This is a genomic window from Gordonia polyisoprenivorans (genome assembly GCF_017654315.1).
Classification (GTDB): domain Bacteria; phylum Actinomycetota; class Actinomycetes; order Mycobacteriales; family Mycobacteriaceae; genus Gordonia; species Gordonia polyisoprenivorans_A.
In genome coordinates this window covers 1,692,555-1,710,381 of sequence record NZ_CP072203.1, presented here as the reverse complement: position 1 = coordinate 1,710,381, position 17,827 = coordinate 1,692,555, and the positions used below count along the sequence as shown (strand labels likewise).

Annotated in this window: 16 protein-coding genes; 5 read left to right on the top strand and 11 right to left on the bottom strand. The window is 67.9% G+C overall.

Annotated features, from left to right (window positions below; all coding sequences use genetic code 11):
- Positions 1-129: 129 nt before the first annotated feature.
- Positions 130-858 carry a TetR/AcrR family transcriptional regulator gene (locus tag J6U32_RS07775; RefSeq protein ID WP_208794458.1) on the bottom strand — a complete coding sequence of 243 codons (729 nt, stop codon included), beginning with the start codon at positions 856-858 and terminating at the stop codon, positions 130-132.
- A gap of 77 nt (positions 859-935) precedes the next feature.
- Here J6U32_RS07775 and J6U32_RS07770 point away from each other — a divergent pair, with 77 nt between their 5' ends.
- Together J6U32_RS07770 and J6U32_RS07765 are read left to right on the top strand one after the other, a co-directional pair.
- A complete protein-coding gene (locus tag J6U32_RS07770) occupies positions 936-1,478 on the top strand; it encodes a hypothetical protein (protein ID WP_208794456.1) in 543 nt (180 codons plus the stop codon).
- 74 nt (positions 1,479-1,552) lie between these two features.
- The gene (locus J6U32_RS07765; protein WP_244332681.1) at positions 1,553-2,122 is read left to right on the top strand and encodes a hypothetical protein; all 570 of its coding nucleotides are present in this window, start codon (positions 1,553-1,555) and stop codon (positions 2,120-2,122) included.
- Positions 2,123-2,131: 9 nt separating this feature from the next.
- Here J6U32_RS07765 and J6U32_RS07760 read toward each other — a convergent pair whose 3' ends face one another.
- A complete protein-coding gene (locus J6U32_RS07760; RefSeq protein ID WP_208794453.1) occupies positions 2,132-3,832 on the bottom strand; it encodes an AMP-binding protein in 1,701 nt (566 codons plus the stop codon).
- Between the two features lie 206 nt (positions 3,833-4,038).
- On the opposite strand from J6U32_RS07760, the gene J6U32_RS07755 reads away from it, so the two are divergent.
- The 3 genes from J6U32_RS07755 (at position 4,039) to J6U32_RS07745 (ending at position 8,501) form a co-directional block, all read left to right on the top strand.
- Complete coding sequence (locus J6U32_RS07755) at positions 4,039-4,887, top strand: helix-turn-helix transcriptional regulator (protein WP_208794451.1); 849 nt, start codon at positions 4,039-4,041, stop codon at positions 4,885-4,887.
- Positions 4,888-5,013: 126 nt separating this feature from the next.
- Positions 5,014-6,393: a hypothetical protein gene (locus tag J6U32_RS07750; protein ID WP_244332680.1), complete on the top strand. Its 1,380-nt coding sequence runs from the start codon at positions 5,014-5,016 to the stop codon at positions 6,391-6,393.
- A 53-nt stretch (positions 6,394-6,446) separates the two neighbouring features.
- Positions 6,447-8,501 (top strand): acyl-CoA dehydrogenase, encoded by a 2,055-nt coding sequence (locus J6U32_RS07745; RefSeq protein ID WP_208794449.1) that lies wholly within the window; start codon positions 6,447-6,449, stop codon positions 8,499-8,501.
- Positions 8,502-8,586: 85 nt separating this feature from the next.
- Here J6U32_RS07745 and J6U32_RS07740 read toward each other — a convergent pair whose 3' ends face one another.
- The 9 genes from J6U32_RS07740 to J6U32_RS07700 all read right to left on the bottom strand — a co-directional run bounded on the left by J6U32_RS07740 (position 8,587) and on the right by J6U32_RS07700 (position 17,799).
- A complete protein-coding gene (locus J6U32_RS07740; RefSeq protein ID WP_208794447.1) occupies positions 8,587-9,222 on the bottom strand; it encodes a hypothetical protein in 636 nt (211 codons plus the stop codon).
- Positions 9,219-9,695 carry a hypothetical protein gene (locus tag J6U32_RS07735; protein ID WP_208794445.1) on the bottom strand — a complete coding sequence of 159 codons (477 nt, stop codon included), beginning with the start codon at positions 9,693-9,695 and terminating at the stop codon, positions 9,219-9,221. Before J6U32_RS07735 ends, J6U32_RS07740 begins: the two co-directional genes overlap by 4 nt.
- Positions 9,682-10,554, bottom strand: coding sequence for a hypothetical protein (locus J6U32_RS07730; RefSeq protein WP_208794443.1), 873 nt, complete (start codon positions 10,552-10,554; stop codon positions 9,682-9,684). The genes J6U32_RS07735 and J6U32_RS07730 overlap by 14 nt, the downstream gene beginning before the upstream one ends.
- 223 nt (positions 10,555-10,777) lie before the next feature.
- On the bottom strand, positions 10,778-11,662 hold the full coding sequence (locus J6U32_RS07725; protein ID WP_208794442.1) for a hypothetical protein: 885 nt from the start codon (positions 11,660-11,662) through the stop codon (positions 10,778-10,780).
- Between the two features lie 196 nt (positions 11,663-11,858).
- Positions 11,859-12,836 carry a porphobilinogen synthase gene (hemB, locus tag J6U32_RS07720; protein ID WP_208794440.1) on the bottom strand — a complete coding sequence of 326 codons (978 nt, stop codon included), beginning with the start codon at positions 12,834-12,836 and terminating at the stop codon, positions 11,859-11,861.
- Positions 12,837-12,846: 10 nt separating this feature from the next.
- Positions 12,847-14,643 carry a uroporphyrinogen-III synthase gene (locus tag J6U32_RS07715; RefSeq protein ID WP_208794438.1) on the bottom strand — a complete coding sequence of 599 codons (1,797 nt, stop codon included), beginning with the start codon at positions 14,641-14,643 and terminating at the stop codon, positions 12,847-12,849.
- A 54-nt stretch (positions 14,644-14,697) separates the two neighbouring features.
- On the bottom strand, positions 14,698-15,645 hold the full coding sequence (gene hemC, locus J6U32_RS07710) for a hydroxymethylbilane synthase (protein ID WP_208794436.1): 948 nt from the start codon (positions 15,643-15,645) through the stop codon (positions 14,698-14,700).
- The gene (locus tag J6U32_RS07705; protein ID WP_208794434.1) at positions 15,642-17,078 is read right to left on the bottom strand and encodes a glutamyl-tRNA reductase; all 1,437 of its coding nucleotides are present in this window, start codon (positions 17,076-17,078) and stop codon (positions 15,642-15,644) included. Before J6U32_RS07705 ends, hemC begins: the two co-directional genes overlap by 4 nt.
- A 22-nt stretch (positions 17,079-17,100) precedes the next feature.
- Entirely contained in the window at positions 17,101-17,799 is a 699-nt protein-coding gene (locus J6U32_RS07700) for a redox-sensing transcriptional repressor Rex (protein WP_208794432.1), read from the bottom strand.
- Between the last annotated feature and the right edge of the window lie 28 nt (positions 17,800-17,827).

Here is a 17,827-nt window from a genome sequence, read left to right as displayed (position 1 = left end):
GGGGTACCGGTCGTGCGACGGATGCGGGCACCTCAGACGACGACACTGAGTGCCAGGATACTCCGTCGGTAGTGCGGATGTCGACACTACGTGCCACTCGCGTGAAGGGAGCGCGTCGGTGGAGTGCCGTCACGTCCGGCGGGATCGGTGGGCCCGGATCTCCTCGGCGACCGCGCGGGCGATCTGATCGGCACCCGCGTCGATCGGGTGCGTGACGACGGTGATCGCGGTCGCGGCGTGCTCGTCGCCACCGGCGTCGGCACCCAGTGCCAGCCGGATGCGGCGGAGTTCGCGCCGGAGCGTGGTCACCGTGGCGTCGGCGTCGCCACGAATCATCGACCGCAGCAGGTAGTTGTGCACCGAGGTCACCGCGGCGGCGAAGGCGACGATGCGCTCGGGCGACTCGTCGGGCAGGCGCCGGCGCAGAAACTCCTCGAAGACCCGCTGGTAGCGGTAGGTGGTGACGAGTTCACGGTCGCGCAGTGCCGGTACCCGGGTGACGACGTGGAGCCGCCGGACGGCGAGGTCGCGGGTGGCGAGGAAGTGCGTGAAGACGATCTCGGCGGCATCGCAGACGTCCGTCCACGGGTCCGGGCCGTCGGCCGCCTCGTCCGGCGCGAACTCGTCGGCACCGAGACGCTCGGCGACCTGGGCGATCAGCGCCTCGTGATCGGCGAAGATCATGTCCTCCTTGGAGCGGAACTGCCGAAACAGCGTGCGTCGGGAGACCCCGGCGTCCGCGGCGATCTGATCGACGGTCGTCGACTCGTACCCGTACTCGCTGAAGAGCCGGATCGACGCCGCGACGACCTGGGTGCGCAGATCAACCGGATCGACCGTCGTGTCACTCGGTGCCATCTGTTCAGTATGGCGCGCGATGCCGCGAGTGCGACAGTCGACGGCTTGCGGAAGCGGAAGCCGGTAGTATCTTTCCCATGTCAAATCCTGAGTTCGTCGTACGGAATCCCGGGCAATGGGATACGCCGGCGATCCCGGCCCACCCGTCGACCATGGCGCCGCCCACCTTCCACGCGACGATTCCGGTGGACTCCCAGGTGCGCCGGCGCTTGACACGGGCGACGTTGCTGACCCGGACCCGCTGCAACGTCCTGGCCGCCCTGGCCTTGGTGATGCTGATCGTGCTGATCGGCCTTGCCATCGCACTCCCGACCTCGGCGGACCCGCTGGGATTTGGACCCATGCTCGTCGTGGCCATCGTCATCGTGCTCCTGGGGCCGGGGGTGAGGTGGCGGCGAGTGCTCCCCGATGAATCCGCGCTGTCGTCGGAGATCACGCACAGCCGGATACTCGTGGACTATGCGGGCCTGATCAACGGCGTGGACATGACACAGATCAGCGACGTCACCTATCGCTGCGGCATCGTCGTGCTGCGCACCGATCGCGGACTTCGGTTGACCGTGCCGGTGGAGTTGCTGCCACCGCATCTCGCGACACAGTGGGCTTCCGGCGCCCGGTGAAGTCGGGCGCGGCAGGGTCATTCAGACCGCCGACCGGGGCGGCTTTTCGGGGCGGAATGCGGTCCAATCGTGATGTGGCCTACCAGTTCTCGCCGTCGTCGTTCTCACCGACCGCACCCCCGCCGTACGCGGGGGCCGGACCCGACGGGGTGCTGCGCACACACCTGATCGCCGACGACTCGCTCGGTCCCCGACTGTGCCGGGGCGCCCTGCTCACGCCGGGATGGATGCTGCGGCAATCATTGCCCCTCGTCGTCGGTGCGTTCCTCGCGGCGATCGTCGCGTCCTCCACCGACTCCTGGCCGTTGGCCTTCGTCACAACGGTCTTCGTCCTCGGGCTGGTCCTGCTCGCCCAGGCCACGATGCTCACACTGGGCATCGTGCTGGGCCAACGCCGGATGCGTCGCATCATGCCCGCCGGGACACCGGTGGGCGCGGAGTTCACCCCGTTGTGGATCGGGCACCGGGTGGGAGCGACGTACTCGCAGATTCCGCTCGAACGGTTCGATCGGGTCGTGATCAACTCGCGGGTGGTGCTGCTCTGCACGGGTCGGCGCACCGTCGTACTACTGCCGCGGGAACTGGTGCCACCGCAGGTGATCGCCGATTACCGGGCCCGTTACGGGCGGCGCCGGCCCCGTTGACCGGGATGCTCAGTCGTGCTGGGCGTCTTGACGCAACTCGAATTTGAGCACCTTGCCGGTGGAGGTGCGCGGTAGCTCGTCGGCGAAGACGATGTCGCGCGGCACCTTGTAGCCGGCCAGCAGGGTCCGGGCGTGGTCGATGAGCTCTTCGGCGCTCAGCTGCGCCCCGGGGTTGAGCAGGACGTAGGCGCGCGGACGCTCACCCCACTTCTTGTCGGGAACGCCGATGACGGCGACGTCGAGGACCGAATCATGGCTCACCAGAGCCTGTTCGACCTCGATGGTGGAGATGTTCTCGCCGCCGGAGATGATTACGTCCTTGGCTCGATCGCGCAGCTGGATGTATCCGTCGGGATGCATCACCCCGAGATCGCCGGTGTGAAACCAGCCACCGGCGAATGCCTCCCGGGTGGCGGCCGGGTCCCGGAAGTAACCGGCCATCACGTTGTTGCCGCGTAACACGATCTCGCCCATGGCTTCTCCGTCGGCGCGCACGTCGACGAGCGGCAGGACGTCACGTTTGACGACGCGCGCCGCCTCGGCCTGCACCATGCCCACGCCCTGTCGGGAGAGCTTGGCCGCGCGCGCATCGGCGGGCAATTCGGTCCAGGCGTCCTGGAATTCGCAGATCGTGTACGGGCCGTAGACCTCGGTTAGACCGTAGACGTGGACCACGGTGATGCCGAGCGCCTCGAGCTGACCGATGACGGTCGGGCTCGGTGGCGCGCCCGCGGTGGTGATGTGCAACGGCCGGTCGAGGCGATGTGCGCGAGGCGATCCCGCGATCGTCGTGCACACCGTGGGCGCCCCGCACAGGTGGGTGATGCCGAGATCGTCGATGGCGTCCCACACGGCGTCGGCACGCACCGCTCGCAGGCACACATGGGTCGCCGACGCCTGGGTGACCGCCCACGGGGTGCACCAACCGTTGCAATGGAACATTGGCAGCGTCCACAGGTAGCGGCTGTGACCGGTGAACTGGTTGTGGAAGGTCTCGCCGAAGGAGTTCAGGTACGCCCCGCGGTGGGTGTACATGACGCCCTTGGGTTTTCCGGTGGTCCCCGAGGTGTAGTTGATGGTGATGACGGTGTCCTCGTCGTCGACGGTCCACGGGATGGGATCGCTCTCGACGTCGGGACCGTCGGCCAGTGCCAGGAAATCGGCATAGGTCTGCAGGCCGGTGATCCCCGACGCGCCGACATCGCCTGGCGTAGGACCGAATTCGGGGTCGGTGATCTCGACGGTGGTGGCCATCTCGGGCACCTCGTCGGCGATGAGCGAGACGGTGTGCCGGAATTCGGCGTCGAAGAACAGCGTGGTGACGCCGGCGTGATTGAGGATGTAGACCAGTTCGGGTCCGGCCAGGCGGGAGTTGAGCGCGACGAGCACACCGCCGGCCAGCGGCACCGCGTAGTGCGCGACGAGCATCTCCGGGATGTTGGGTGCGAGATAGGCGATCCGCTCCCCGCGCGTGATCCGGCTCTTGAGGACCCGGGCGAGGCGCTGCACCTCGTCGGCGAACTCCGCGTAACTCGCACGACGACGCCCGTAGATGATGGCGGTGCGGTCGCCGAAGACCGTTGCGCTGCGTTCGAGAAACCGCAGCGGACTCAGTTCGGACCGGTTGGCGGTGCCGCAGTCGATCCGGCCGAAGTCGGCGTCGAGGGCCAGTGCCTCGGCAAGGGTCGTATCGGTGTCCGAGACAGACATCGTCTCCTCCAGATCGTCGTGCCGCGGCCGGTGCGAACACGGGTGAGGGCCGCGACGTTTGTCGTCCCGCAAGCGTATGAATCACACTAGTGCCGGTACCACCCCCGAAAGTAGGTGGTTTCGGCCCCGGTGGCGATATCGAACCGACAGGTGCGGGCGGCAACGAGAAGGGGTGAGGAGGCAAAGGACGGAGGAGGCAAAGGACGATGGTCACCGACCCCCGGCGTCCCAACGACGCCGACGCCGTGCGTGCCGAGCTGCGCCGGGTACATCGCACAACGGGCCTGCCGGTGCTGTTCGGCGGGCTCGTGGACGGTCCGGGCGCACTGCTGTCGGGTTTCGTCGGAACCCGCACCGGGCTGCTGCGTGATCTCCTGATCGGTTCCGATCGTGGACTCGGCGGCCGGACCATCGTCGAGCGCCGCCCCGGCGCCGTCGCCGACTACTTCCACTCGACCGAGATCACCCACGACTACGACCGTGAGGTGTCCGGGGAGGGCATCGAATCACTGGTGGCCGCCCCCGCGGTGGTCGGCGGGCGCACCCGGGCGGTGATCTACGGCGGCCTGCGCGCACCCGAGCGCATCGGGGATCGGATCGTCGCACGGGTCGCGGTGGCCGCGCGTCGGCTCGCGCACGAGATCGAGGTCCGCGACGACGTGGATCTGCGCGTGAAACAGATTGAGACACATTCTGATCCGACGACGATGCCGGCGTCGGTGGCCGACGGGATCATCGAAAGCTATCTGGCGCTGCGGGATATCGCCGACACCACCACCGATCCCGCACTGGCCGAACGGTTGCGCGGCGTCGAGCAGCGGCTGCGCGGGCTGGGATCGGAGGCCGAATCGAGAACGTCGGTCTCGTTGTCGACCCGCGAGACCGACGTGTTGGCGCACCTCGCACTCGGCTGCAGCAATGCCGAGATCGCCGATCGGCTGTCGCTGCGGCCGGAGACGATCAAGGGGTACGTCGGCAATCTGATGCGCAAACTCGACGTACACAATCGTCGCGAAGCGGTGGTGCGGGCGCGGCGAATCGGCTTGTTGCCCTGAGGCACCCATCGTTGTACTCCACATCGGCGACTGTCGGTTTCCTGGCAATGTGGCCCAGGGGGGTGGCCGGAACCGGCTGCAGTGCCTACGGTGCGAGGAGGCCGGGGAAGGCACGAGGGGGCACACGTGGGGTACACATCCGCGGCCGGAGATCGATCGGGTCAGGCGGCCGGGCGCATACTGGCGGCGGTGTCGACGGCGCTGATCGGCGCGGGAATCGCTTCCGCGGCAACACATGCTGCGCCGCCCACACCGGTCGCCGAAGCGACACCCGCGGCGTCGACCGTCGCGATTCGACTGTCCGCGGACTCGGTGGCCAACATTCCGGTGAACCTGGCGCAGACGATCGCCAACATGCCGGCCTACGAGTATCAGGGCGTGAACCTGACCACTGCGGCACTGGAGGATTCGGGCAATTGGTGGCTCTACATCCCCACCAACGTCGTCGGCTTCGACGAGCAGGACAAAGAGAAGCTCAAGGGCATGACCCTGATGATGGTGCCGATTCCGTTGGTGGCACAGGCGAATGACGATCAGTGGTGGCTGTCGCTGGCGGCGTTTGCGCCGATGACCCCGGACTGTACGGGCATTCCGGGCCCCTGCTCGGACGTCTTCTATTTCACCCAGTACGGTCAGGTTCCGACGTGGCGACTGGTCCTCGGCTACACCTTTCCGACCGTCCGCAACACCATCGACCCGACGGATCAGACATACACGACCGCAGACGGCCGGGTCGTCGACATCCAACCGGACTGGTCGGGCAAAACGTACCGACTCGACCCGTTCGGACCGTGGAAGGCCGTCTGGCAGACCCTCACCCAGACCCCGACCGGCTACGTCGCGGCGCCGTCGGGTGGCCAGTGGGCCACGGCGTTGACCGCGTTGGGGGCGGCAACCTGGCAATCGCTCGACCCGATGGTGCCGGGCACCTACTGCCTGCCCTGCCAGATCGGCGGCGCCGCGGTCGGCGCACCGGACTCGCTGCCGAAGATCTATCTGTTCGGCAAGTACTACACGTTGTTCGACTTCGGGCAACCACTCACCGCGCACGACTGGGTGACCCATCGGCCCGACTACGACGAGACGACGCGCCCGGATCATGCGGTCACCGACAACATCTGGACCAAACAGTCCCAACAACAGATCGGCACCGACCTCGCCGCTGCCACCACACCGCAGGCGTTGCGGGCCAGTGTCGCGCAGTTCGACGCGACCCTGCAGGCGGTGCGCGTCCAACTCGGGGAGAACATCGGCGCCAACATCAATGGACTCGAGCAGGCCCTTCCGGTGGCCGCGGGGTCGGGACGGCAACTGCTCGACTCGATCGCCGATTCATTTGCGCCACAGACACCTGCGCGCACAACGGCCACGCACGTCACGGTGACCGCGAACCGGGCGCTGCACGGTACCGATACCCCGACCACTCCCGTCCGGGTCGCCGCCGCGGGCGGCAGGCATCGGATGCCGGAGACGGCCACGCGGACCACACGCACCGTGGGAGCGTGAGAGCGCACACCAAATCACCCCTCTCGGGTGCGCCGGGTCCGTACCGTGGAGTCATGTCCACACCCACGCAATCGCCGACCGCGAACCCCGACGACACCACCAGCAGTCGCAGCACCGCGGAACCGACGGACATCGACGTCCCCGGCCGCGAGGGATCGACCGAACTCGATGAGGCGACCCGAGAGTTACTCGTCGAGGGCCTGCGACGCACGCTCGACGGCCGCTGGCGGGCCACCCGCGACAGCGTGCGCGAACGCGCCAACCGCTCCGACCTGCTACCCGACCCGTCCCGCACACTCGACGAGGCCCGCGCCCGCGTGCTCGAGGAGATGCGCGACCTGTCGTCGCAGGGATTCGCGGCGGCCGGTTTCGCGAGCGATCACGGCGGCACCGGTGACGTGGGCGCATCGATCACCGCCATCGAGATGCTCGGCTACGCCGATCTGTCACTGATGGTGAAGGCCGGCGTGCAATGGGGTCTGTTCGGCGGGGCCGTGGAGAACCTGGGCACCAAGCGCCACCACGACAAGTACGTCTCCGACATCATCAGCCTCGATCTGCTCGGCTGCTTCGCGATGACCGAGACCGGCCACGGCTCGAATGTGCAGGCATTGGAGACGACGGCCACCTACGACCCGCAGACGCAGGAGTTCGTCATCGACTCCCCCACCCCGTCGGCACGCAAGGACTACATCGGCGGTGCCGCACAGCACGCGCGGGTGGCCGCGGTCTTCGCCCAGCTGATCACCGCCGGGGCGGGCCAGGAGCCGGAAAGCCATGGGGTGCACTGCTTTGTGGTGCCGATCCGCGACGACAACGGCGACGACCTACCGGGTGTGACGACCAGCGACTGCGGCTACAAGGGCGGCCTCGCCGGCGTCGACAACGGACGAATCCTGTTCGACCACGTCCGGATTCCCGCGGAGAACCTCCTCAACCGCTATGCCGACGTCGACGCCGACGGCACCTACCGCTCCCCCATCGAGAACCCTAATCGGCGGTTCTTCACCATGCTCGGCACCCTGATCCGGGGTCGGGTCTCGGTGGCGGCGACCGCAGGCGCAGCCGGACGCAAGGCACTGGCGCTCGCCACGAAGTACGGGACGGTCCGCAAACAGTTCGAGGCACCCGGCGCCGACGACGAGATCACCGTGCTCGACTATCTGGGCCATCAGCGAAAACTGTTGCCACTCATCGCGAAATCCTATGCCATCACATGCACCCAGAACGAGCTCGTCGCCGAGCTACATGAAGTGCAGTCGGCCGCACCCGACGATTCCGACGCCGGACGACAGCGCCAGCTCGAGAGCTCGGCGGCCGGGTTGAAGGCCTACGGCACCTGGCACGCGTCGCACGCGATCAACGTCAGCCGCGAAGCCTGCGGCGGCGCAGGCTATCTCGATGAGAACCAGCTCTCGATCATGCGCGGTGACATCGACGTGTTCACCACCTTCGAGGGTGACAACACGGTCCTCACCCAGCTGGTCGCCAAGGAACTGCTCTCCGCCTACGCCGACGACGTGCAGGGCCTCTCGGCCGGCGGGTGGGTACGATTCATCGCCGGTATGGCGCGCGACGTCGTCGTCGAGAAAACCGCTGCGCGCCAGGTGATCCAAACCCTGCTGGAAAGCTCCGACGAGGACACCGAGAAGTCGACGCTGACCGATCGCGGCACGCAGATCCGCTTGTTCCGCAACCGCGAGGATCATCTCGTCCGCACCTGCGCACAGCGGCTACGACGGGCCACCGACGACGACAACGACGCCTTCGAGGTGTTCAACAACGCCCAGGATCACCTGTTGAAGGTCGGGCGGGTACACACCGAACGCGTGGTACTCGAATCGTTCATCGAGGCGATCAACGACTGCGACTCGAAGGCCGCGGCCGAACTGCTCGGCAAGGTCTGCGATCTGTTCGTGTACTCGGCGCTCGAGGACGACCTGGCATGGTTCCTCATGCACCGACACGTGTCGGTGGAGCGCGCCAAGGCGATCCGGCGCGGCGTCAACGAACTGTGTCTCGAATTGCGGCCCTACGCAGACATTCTCGTCGATGCCTTCGGCATTCCGGAGAACCTCCTGGTGGCGCCGATGATCGAGAACGGGTAGTCGTGATGTCCCGGGAGGTTGGTCGTTCGGGTGACGTGCGGCCGGTGTGACGTGTGCGCCACGGCGGGGTGATCAGCCGGGGTGATCAGTCTGTGCCGGAGGCCCGCGGCGGCAGGCCGAGCGCGACCGCGGTGTGGGCTTCGGTGAGCTCACGCCGGAACCTCTGCACGTCCCGCGCCCACGCCTGGGCGAGCGAACCGTCGGCGAGTTTGAGTCCGATCCCGCGCCGACGACGAGGGACGCCGTGGAGTTCTCCCAGGGCGCGAGCACTCTCCCAGTCCTTGGCGTCGGGGCCGTTGTTCTCGGGATAGATGGTGTCGATCTCGTCGAGTGCGATGATCCGAACACCTTGTCGCAGAGTCAGTTCGGTGAGTTCGACGGACACATGCCTGCGCGCGGCGATCACCTGCACGACCGAGAAACCGAGGATCACCAGACCGAAGATGCTCAGCACCGGCCAGTGCACCTTCCCGGGGCCACTGATCTCCATCGCAAGCACCGCTCCGATCAGCACCGGCCCGATGGCCACCACCCACCAGCTCCCACCCGGCTCGGAGAAGAGCACCTCGCCACGGTCCTCGGGGATGGGATGGGGGTCGGGGGTGGGGTTCTCGGTGTCGGCGGACTCGGTGTCGGGGGTCGACTCGATGGCATCGGCCTCGGTGTCCGGCAGGTCGGGCTCGGTGGGGTCGTCGTCGGGCACCGGCGGTCGATCGGTCACCGCCTCGACCGTCCACGCTTCTTGCCCGCAGGCTTTGACATCGGAGTTTTCTTCGCCTGCCCCTTCTTGGTATCCACCGGGCCCTTGCCGGTGAACCAGGCGTCGCCTTCGGGTCGGTAGGCCAGCAGGGAGCCGAACAGGCCGATGACCGCAGCCAACAGTGCGAACGCGAGCAACGGCACCAGGAAACTCAGGATGAGCAGCATGATGACCGCCACGAGAGTCAGCGCGGCGAGCGAGGAGCGCCAGCGTTCGTCACCGGTGTAGGCCTTGGTGCCGATGAACGCCTCGGCGGCACCGATCGCCGCGATCAGGACGCCGATGCCGACCGGCAGCAGCGTCGGACCGGTCACGATGACCGCCAGCACGGCGTAGACGACGCCCAGGGTCACCAACAGCGCACCGGCCAGCAGCCAGCAGCGATACGCCCAAACAACGACGCGAGGGCGTTGGGCGGGATCAGGTTTCGTCACGGTGGCGCTGTCCTTTGTCGAGCGAGACGGTGTCGTCGGGGTGGCTGTCGTTGTTGCGGTGGTTGTCGGATGTGCTGTCGGGCGTATCGACGTCGCGCTGGGCGGAGTCGGGCGGCGAGGGGTTCGGGGTCGAGGGGTTCGGCGGGTAGCCGGTCGACGGCGGGTACGGGCCCGGCGTCGGATAACCCGGAGGCGGATACCCCTGAGAGGGCGGATAGCCCTGCGTCGGTGGATAGCCCTGCTGGGGGTAGCCCGGTTGGGTTGGATAACCAGGCGTCGGTGGGTACGGACCGAACCCCGGCACCGGTGGATACGGCGTACCGACCATCCGGGGTGCGCGGCGGTACTGCGCCATCTTCTTGCAGTAGGTGTCGGACTCGCGGCGCAGCAACAGCACCACAGCACCCAGGGCGGCCACGCCACCGATCACGTTGGGGATCATCGCCCAGCGCGGCGCAACATCGCCGAACAGGGAGAAAAACGTGCTGATCACCAGGTACAGGCTGATCGCACCGAGGATGAAGCGCGCCCAGTTGTAACCCTTGCGGGTGAGGATCAGCAGCGCCACCGCGACACCGATCTCGACGATCGTGGTGACCACGACCAGGCCGATGATCACGCCGCCGGAGGTGATCATGTCGTACTCGGCGGAACCCGGGGTGTAGCTCTGCTTCGCGACCTGGTGATACATGTCGCGCGTGGCCCCGAACGTGGCGATGACGGTGACGACGTGTGCGACGATCACCACGAGCCACAGCTCGGAGGCGATCACAATCGACTCGACGAGCTTCGGTTTCGCACCCTCCGGCGAGTCGGGCTGCGGCCCGGTGCCGTGGCCCGGGTCGATGGATGCTGACATGGGTACCAGGGTAATGAACTCGGTGCCGACAACGCCCTCCCTCCTCGTCGACAGCGCCCTCCTCCTCGCCGACAGCGCCCTTCTCAACGCCGACAGCGCCCTACCTCCCACCGACAGCGCCCTCCTTTCCGTCGACAGCGCTCTCCTCCTCGTCGACAGCGCCCTCCCTCCCGCCGACGGCGCTCCCGCTGACGCCGACAGCGCCCGACGCGCTCCGACCACGTCAGTAGGCTCCCCGAGCATGGAGGGCGGCGGCGATCTCCCTGATGATCCCCATCGGGTCTCGGAGCCGAACCTTGTCGATGTAGATCATGATCCATCCGGCCGCCTCCAGCATCCTGCGGCGCCGTTCTCCGTACGCCACCTGGTCCGGCGTCGAATGGAACTCCTCGCCGTCGTACTCGATACCGATCTTGAGTTCCTCATAACCCAGGTCGATTCGCGCGTAGACAATCCCATCGGCGTCGGACACCTCGATCTGGATGTCCGGAGTGGGTAGCTGCCCGCGGACGGCGATCAGAAAGAGCCAGGCCTCGGGCGGGGACTCGAATGCCGGATTGATGTACGGCAACATTTCCCGAAGCTGACAGACACCACGTCGTCCGGGCCGGTCGTCGACGTATCGACCCAGCTCGGCAACAGAGAAGTCGGTTGCACGGGCCAGGGCACAGAGATATCCCAACGCGCGCCAGTCGGGAGCAACGCGCCCGATGTCGAATGCGGTTCGCACCGGCGAGGTCACGAGCACCCCGTCGACGTCGACGATGTCGTCGTCGGTGAGGTCGGTCCGGGTGATCTGCGTGAGGCCGGTCCCACGGTTGCATCCTGTGGGATGACGGATCAGTTCGATGGCGAAATCTGCGTCATACCAACGACTTCCATGCAGAATCGTGGCGGCCGTCACACTGACGATCGGCTGACCGCCGGTGTTGGCGACGACTGCAGCGATCCGCTGCGTCGCTGTGAGAAATGTGTCGCGCGGAACCAGTGCGTCACCGTGCAGTCGCCGCAGGCCGACGTCGAGTTCGTCGGCTGTCAGCCCGGAGCGTGTCAGCGCCTTCTCTATTCGTTTGTCCGAGGTGCCCGGTGTCGTGAGTCTTCGTCGCATGGGGGTTCGACGCACCGCAGGGGCAAATAGGTCCATCGCATGGCCGATCTGTGGAAAAACTTCAGCGCGGTCGACAGGAACGCGGGCGCTGTCGGCGAGAGGGAGGGCGCGGTCGGCGATGAGGAGAGCGCTGTCAGCGTTGAGACGGGCGCTGTCGGCGTCGAGGAGGGCGCTGTCGGCGGGGGCGAGAGCGCGCTCAACCCAATCGCGCGGCGACCTCCGCGGCCCAATAGGTCAGGATGATCTTGGCGCCCGCGCGTCGAATCGAGGTGAGGGACTCCAGAATCGCGGCATCGCGGTCGATCCAGCCGCGTTCGGCGGCGGCGGTGATCATCGAGTACTCGCCCGAGATCTGGTAGGCGGCAACGGGAACGTCGGACATCTCGGCGATGTCGCGGACGATGTCGAGGTAGCTCATCGCCGGCTTCACCATCACGATGTCGGCGCCCTCGTCGAGGTCGAGTCGCACCTCGCGCAACGCCTCGATCCGGTTGGCACCGTCCTGCTGATAGGTTCGCCGATCACCTTGCAGTGACGACCCGACCGCCTCACGGAACGGCCCGTAGAACGCCGACGCGTACTTGGCGGCGTAGGCGAGAATGCCGGTGTCGGTGAAGCCCTGCGCGTCGAGCGCCTCACGGATGGCTGCGACCTGACCGTCCATCATCCCGCTCGGCCCGAGCAGATGAGCACCGGATCGCGCCTGCGCCAACGACATCGACACATACCGGTCGAGCGTGGCGTCGTTGTCGACGCGACCCGCCTCGTCGAGCACACCACAGTGGCCGTGATCGGTGAACTCGTCGAGACACGTGTCGGCCATCAGCACGGTGCGATCACCGAGGTCCGACCTCAGCACCGACAGTGCGCGGTTGAGCACACCGTCGGGGTCGTCGGCGCCCGAGCCGACGGCGTCCTTGTCTTCGGCCGCGGGCACCCCGAAGAGCATCAGCCCGCCGACGCCGGCGCGCACGGCCTCGTCGGCCGCCTTGCGCAACGAGTCCAGAGTGTGTTGGACCACGCCCGGCATGGACGTGATCTCGCGCGGGGCGTCGATGCCGTCGGCGATGAACATCGGCAGCACGAGATCGCTTGGGGCCAGCGTGGTCTCGGCGACGAGACGACGCATGGCCGCACTGGTGCGCAGTCGGCGCGGACGGATCACCGGGGCCATCGTCACCCTCCTAGGACCGCGACCGCCGCGACTTCTTGCGCGGCGGGGGCAACGCCCCCTCGGCCCGCAGTCGGGCGGCATGCTCGGCGAGGGCATCCACGAGTTCCGGGATGGACGCATTCTCCGGCTGCACGTCGACGCGAAGCCCGAATTCCGTTGCCGTTTCCGCGGTCTTGGGGCCGATGCACGCAACAATGGTGCGCGCGTGCGGCTTTCCGGCGATACCGACGAGATTGCGGACCGTCGAGCTCGAGGTGAAGCAGACCGCGTCGAAACCACCGGTCTTGATCATCTCGCGGGTCTCGGCGGGCGGCGGGGCCGCACGCACGGTGCGGTAGGCGGTGACGTCGTCGATCTCCCAGCCACGCTCACGCAGCCCCTCCGAGAGGGTCTCGGTGGCGATGTCGGCCCGCGGCAACAGGATTCGGTCCACCGGATCGAACACGTCGTCATACGGCGGGAAGTCCTCGAGCAGACCCAGCGAGGACTGCTCCCCCGACGGCACGAGTTCGGGGTTGATCCCGAAGGCCCGCACCCGCTCGGCCGTGGCCTCTCCGACGCAGGCGATCTTGACCCCGGAGAATGCTCGCGCGTCGAGTCCGAACTCGGCGAACTTCTCCCAGACCGCGCGCACCGCGTTGGTGGAGGTGAACACCACCCACTGGTAGCGTCCATCCACCAAACCCTTGACAGCCCTTTCCATCTGGGCCGGGCTGCGCGGCGGCTCGACCGCGATGGTCGGTACTTCCTTGGGGATCGCGCCGTGTCCGACGAGGCGTTCGCTCATGTCGGCGGCCTGGTCCTTGGTGCGTGGCACCAGCACCGTCCAGCCGTAGAGCGCGCGCGACTCCCACCAGGAGAGCTTGCCGCGCTGGCTGACGACCTTGCCGACGGTGAGGATCAACGGACCGCTCAGCGCATTGCCCTGCTCGTTGAGCGTGGCCAGCGTCGCCTCGATGGTCCGCTGCGCGCAGGTGGTGCCGTTGATGGTGATCGCGACCGGTGTCTGCGGGGCCAGCCCGTGCTCGGTGAGCGCGCTGGCGGTCTCGGCCAGGTGCCCCGACGTCGCGTGCAGCACCAACGGCCCCGGCGAAGCGGCCAGCGCCGCCCAGTCGACGCCCTCGGCGCGGACGTCGGCGACGGTGTGGCTGGATCCGAGCGGCATGCCGGCATAGCTGGGCACCACCGACGCGGCGGGCAGGCCCGGCAACACCTCGAAGGTGACCGACGTACGCGCAACGGCATGGACCTCGGTGAGTACCGAGTCGGTGGTCAGCGGATCCCCGGAGACCACGCGCACCACGTCGTCGCCGGCCTTGGCGGCCGCGACGAGGGTCTTGGCGACCTCACCGGGATCGCCGAGCGCCGGGCGTACCACCTGGTCGGCATCGGTATCGGCGTGGTCGGCCTCGCCGTGATGGTCGGCGGCCGACTCGGAGTCGGCGGGCTTGGAATCGGTCGCGGCGATGTCGGTGACACCGTCGGCGACCGCGTCGGAACCGGGCTTGTCGGCGCCCGCTTTCTCGGTGCCCGACTTTTCCGAGCCCGACTTTTCCGAGCCCGACTTTTCCGCGCCGGCTTTGTCAGCGGTCTGTTTGGCCGGTTTCCGCCGGTCGTCGGCGGGCTCCTCGCGGTGCGCGGCACCGATCATGGCGACCACCGCGGCCGGTACGTCGGGGTCGACGTAGGCAGTGGTCGCAGAGGTGATGACGCTCCGTGCCCGGACGGTCAGCAGGTCCGGGTCCCCGGGGCCCGATCCCACGAAAAAGATCCGCCCCGGATTGGCCTTCTTGGTCGTACGGCTCATGCGTTCGCACTCTCCTGCCCTCATCCGCTGAGAGCTGTGTGTTCCTCACCGGAACTAGGGAGAGTAGACGAGCTCGCCCGCTCCCAGTTCCAGCAGTTCGGCCGCGAGATCCCTGCCCAGTTGGTCGGCACGATCCACCGGACCCACCACCGAAGCGCGGATCACATCGGATCCGTCCTCGGCCGCCACCGCCGCCCGTAGCGACAGTTCGACGAAGATGCGCCCGTCGTCATCGAGCGACTCGACCACCTCGGCGATCGCCCCGACCGGAGCGGTGCACCCGGCTTCCAGCGCCGCGAGCACCGCGCGTTCGGCGTCGACCGACGCACGGGTGGACTCGTCGTCCAACTCGGCGAGAGTTCTCACCAGTTGGGCATCGTCGGAGCGACACTCGACGGCCAGCGCCCCCTGCGCCGGTGCCGGCAACAGGACCACCGGGTCGAACGCCTCGGTGACCTCATCGGCCCTTCCGATTCGAACGAGTCCGGCACGCGCGACGACGACCGCATCGAGTTCGCCGCTGGCGACTTTGCCCAACCGAGAATCAAGGTTGCCTCGTAGGGGGCGGATTTCCAAACCGAGACCCAATGCTTTAAGCTGTGCCGCCCGCCGCGGGGCCGAGGTACCGATCGTCGATCCCGGCGGCAGCTCCCCGAGTACCTGCCCCCCCTTGCTGACCAGGGCATCTCGCGGATCCTCGCGGGGCGGGACGGCCGCGATGACCAGCCCCGGATCGGGTGCCGTGGGCAGATCTTTGTAGGAGTGCACGGCGACGTCGATACGCCCGTCGTGCAGGGCGTTGCGCAACGCGGTGGTGAACACGCCGACACCGATCTCGGCGACCGGGGCCGCCGACGCGTCACCCGCGGTCTTGATGATCACCGATTCGGCCGGATGCCCGGCCGCGATGAGGGCGTCGATGATCGTCTGGGTCTGGGTGCGGGCCAGCAACGACCCCCGGGTGCCGACGCGAATGACGGCCCGGTTCTGCGAATCGCTCAACGTTCTCCCTGGTTGGGGGTGGAATCGAGACCGGTGTGACGTGCATCCCCAGCTTGGCTCGGATTCCCGGTCTGGCCCGAGTCCCCGGTCTGGCCCAGGTTCCCGGTTTGGCCCAGCCCGGTCTCGGGGGCACTGACGGCCTCGGCCGAGCCCGGCTTGAGCTCGAACAGCTCCCGCAGCGCCTCGGCGTAATGATCGCCACCGGGCGTCGAGGCGAGCTGCTTGACCCGCACCGTCGGCGCGTGCAGCAACTTGTCGACGACCCGGCGCACCGCCTTGGCGACCTCGTCGCGCTGCGGATCGTCGAGCCCGGGCAGTTTGGTCTCCAGGCGCAGGATCTCGGCCTCCACCACATCGGCGGCCCGCTGCCGCAGCGCCGCGACGGTCGGGGTGACCTCGGCCTGGCGCTGCGCGGTGAGGTAGTCGGCGAGTTCGCCGGCGACGATCGAGCGGGCGGCGAGGGTGTCGTCCTCGGCGGCCTTGGCCTCGGCGTGCCCGCGGAGTCCGGCGATGTCGACGACGTGCACGCCGGGCAGACGCGCGGCGGCCGGATCGACGTTGCGCGGCAGTCCCAGATCGCAGATGACCAGCGGGTTGTCGGCGTCGGCTCCGCGCGCGGCGAGGGCCGAATGCACGTCACCGACCCCGATCACCGAACCGACCGAACCGGTGCACGCTACGACGACGTCGGCCTCGGCCATCACCGCGGGCAGGTCGTCGAACCCGACGCCGTCCACATCGATGCCGTGGTTGGCGGTGACATTGCCGGCCAGGTGCTCGGCATTGGCCACGGTGCGGTTCACCACGGTCAGGTGGGTGACGCCCTCACGGGCGAGTTGCGCGGTCGCGAGTCCGCCCATCGCCCCGGCGCCGACGACGACCGCCGAGGTCATGGGGCTGTTGAGCAACGACTGGGCACGGTGCAGGGCCACCGACACCACCGACGCACCGGCCCGGTCGATACCGGTCTCGGTGTGCACGCGCTTGCCCACCCGCAGCGCCTGCTGGGCCAGTTCGTGCAGGACGCGGCCGGTGCTGCGGTTGGCGTCGGCATCGAGGTAGGCGTTACGGATCTGGCCGAGGATCTGCTGTTCGCCGACGACGAGCGAGTCGAGACCGGCCGCGACGGTGAACAGGTGCTCGACGGCGGCCTCGGAGTAGCGGACGTAGGCGTGGCGGGTGAGGTCGTTGACGCTCATGCCCGAGTGGTCGCCGATCACCTTGCCGACGGCCTCGAGCGCGGGGTGGAAGGCGTCGACGACGGCGTAGATCTCGACGCGGTTGCAGGTGGAGACGAGCATCGCCTCGGAGATGGCCAGCGAACCGAGCAGTTCGTCGACGAGTTTGGGCCGGTCGTGGTCGGAGACCGCGATCCGCTCGAGCACCTCCACGGGTGCGCTCCGATGCGAAACACCGAACAACAAGACACTCACGCCGTCACCGTTTTCATATCCCCTACCGGTCCGCCACTGCGCGCAACTGATCGGCGTTGCGCGCGCCGAGGGGGCCGCGCGACGCCGTGAAGGCCAATACCTGCAACTCCAAGGCTAGATCAACCTGACGGACGACGACATCGGAGTCGACGACGAGACCGACCGGCGTCACGTTGAGAAGCTGTCGCACGCCGACCGCGGAAAACGCGTCGGCGACGCGTTGTGCATGCTCATCGGCGGTGGCGACCACGCCGATGTCGACCGATCCGAGCGACGGATCGGCGCACACGGTCTCGATGTCGTCGAGCGCGGCCACCACCGGCGTGTCGGCGGTCAGGCGCCGACCGATGGTGTCGGGATCGTCGTCGAACAACGCGGCGACGACGAAGCCGCGTCCGACACCGGTGTGGGCGAGCAGCGCGCGGCCGAGACGGCCGGCGCCGGCCAGGACGACCGTGGCGATGGTGTCGGTGTGCAGCGCGATGGAGATGCGGGCGGTGAGCTTGCCGACGTCGTATCCGACGCCACGCACCCCGTTGGCCCCGACATAGGACAGATCCTTACGGAGGATCGCCGGATTCACACCCGCAGCGGTGGCCAGCTGGCCACTGGAGGCGACGAGAACGCCGCGCCGGGAAAAGGACCGCAGAACGTAGAGATAACTCGCGAGACGGGCGACGGTGGGGTCGGGGATGTCGCCGGACTCCGAACTGACGCTCACTGCCGCACACCCACTCCCACACACCCGG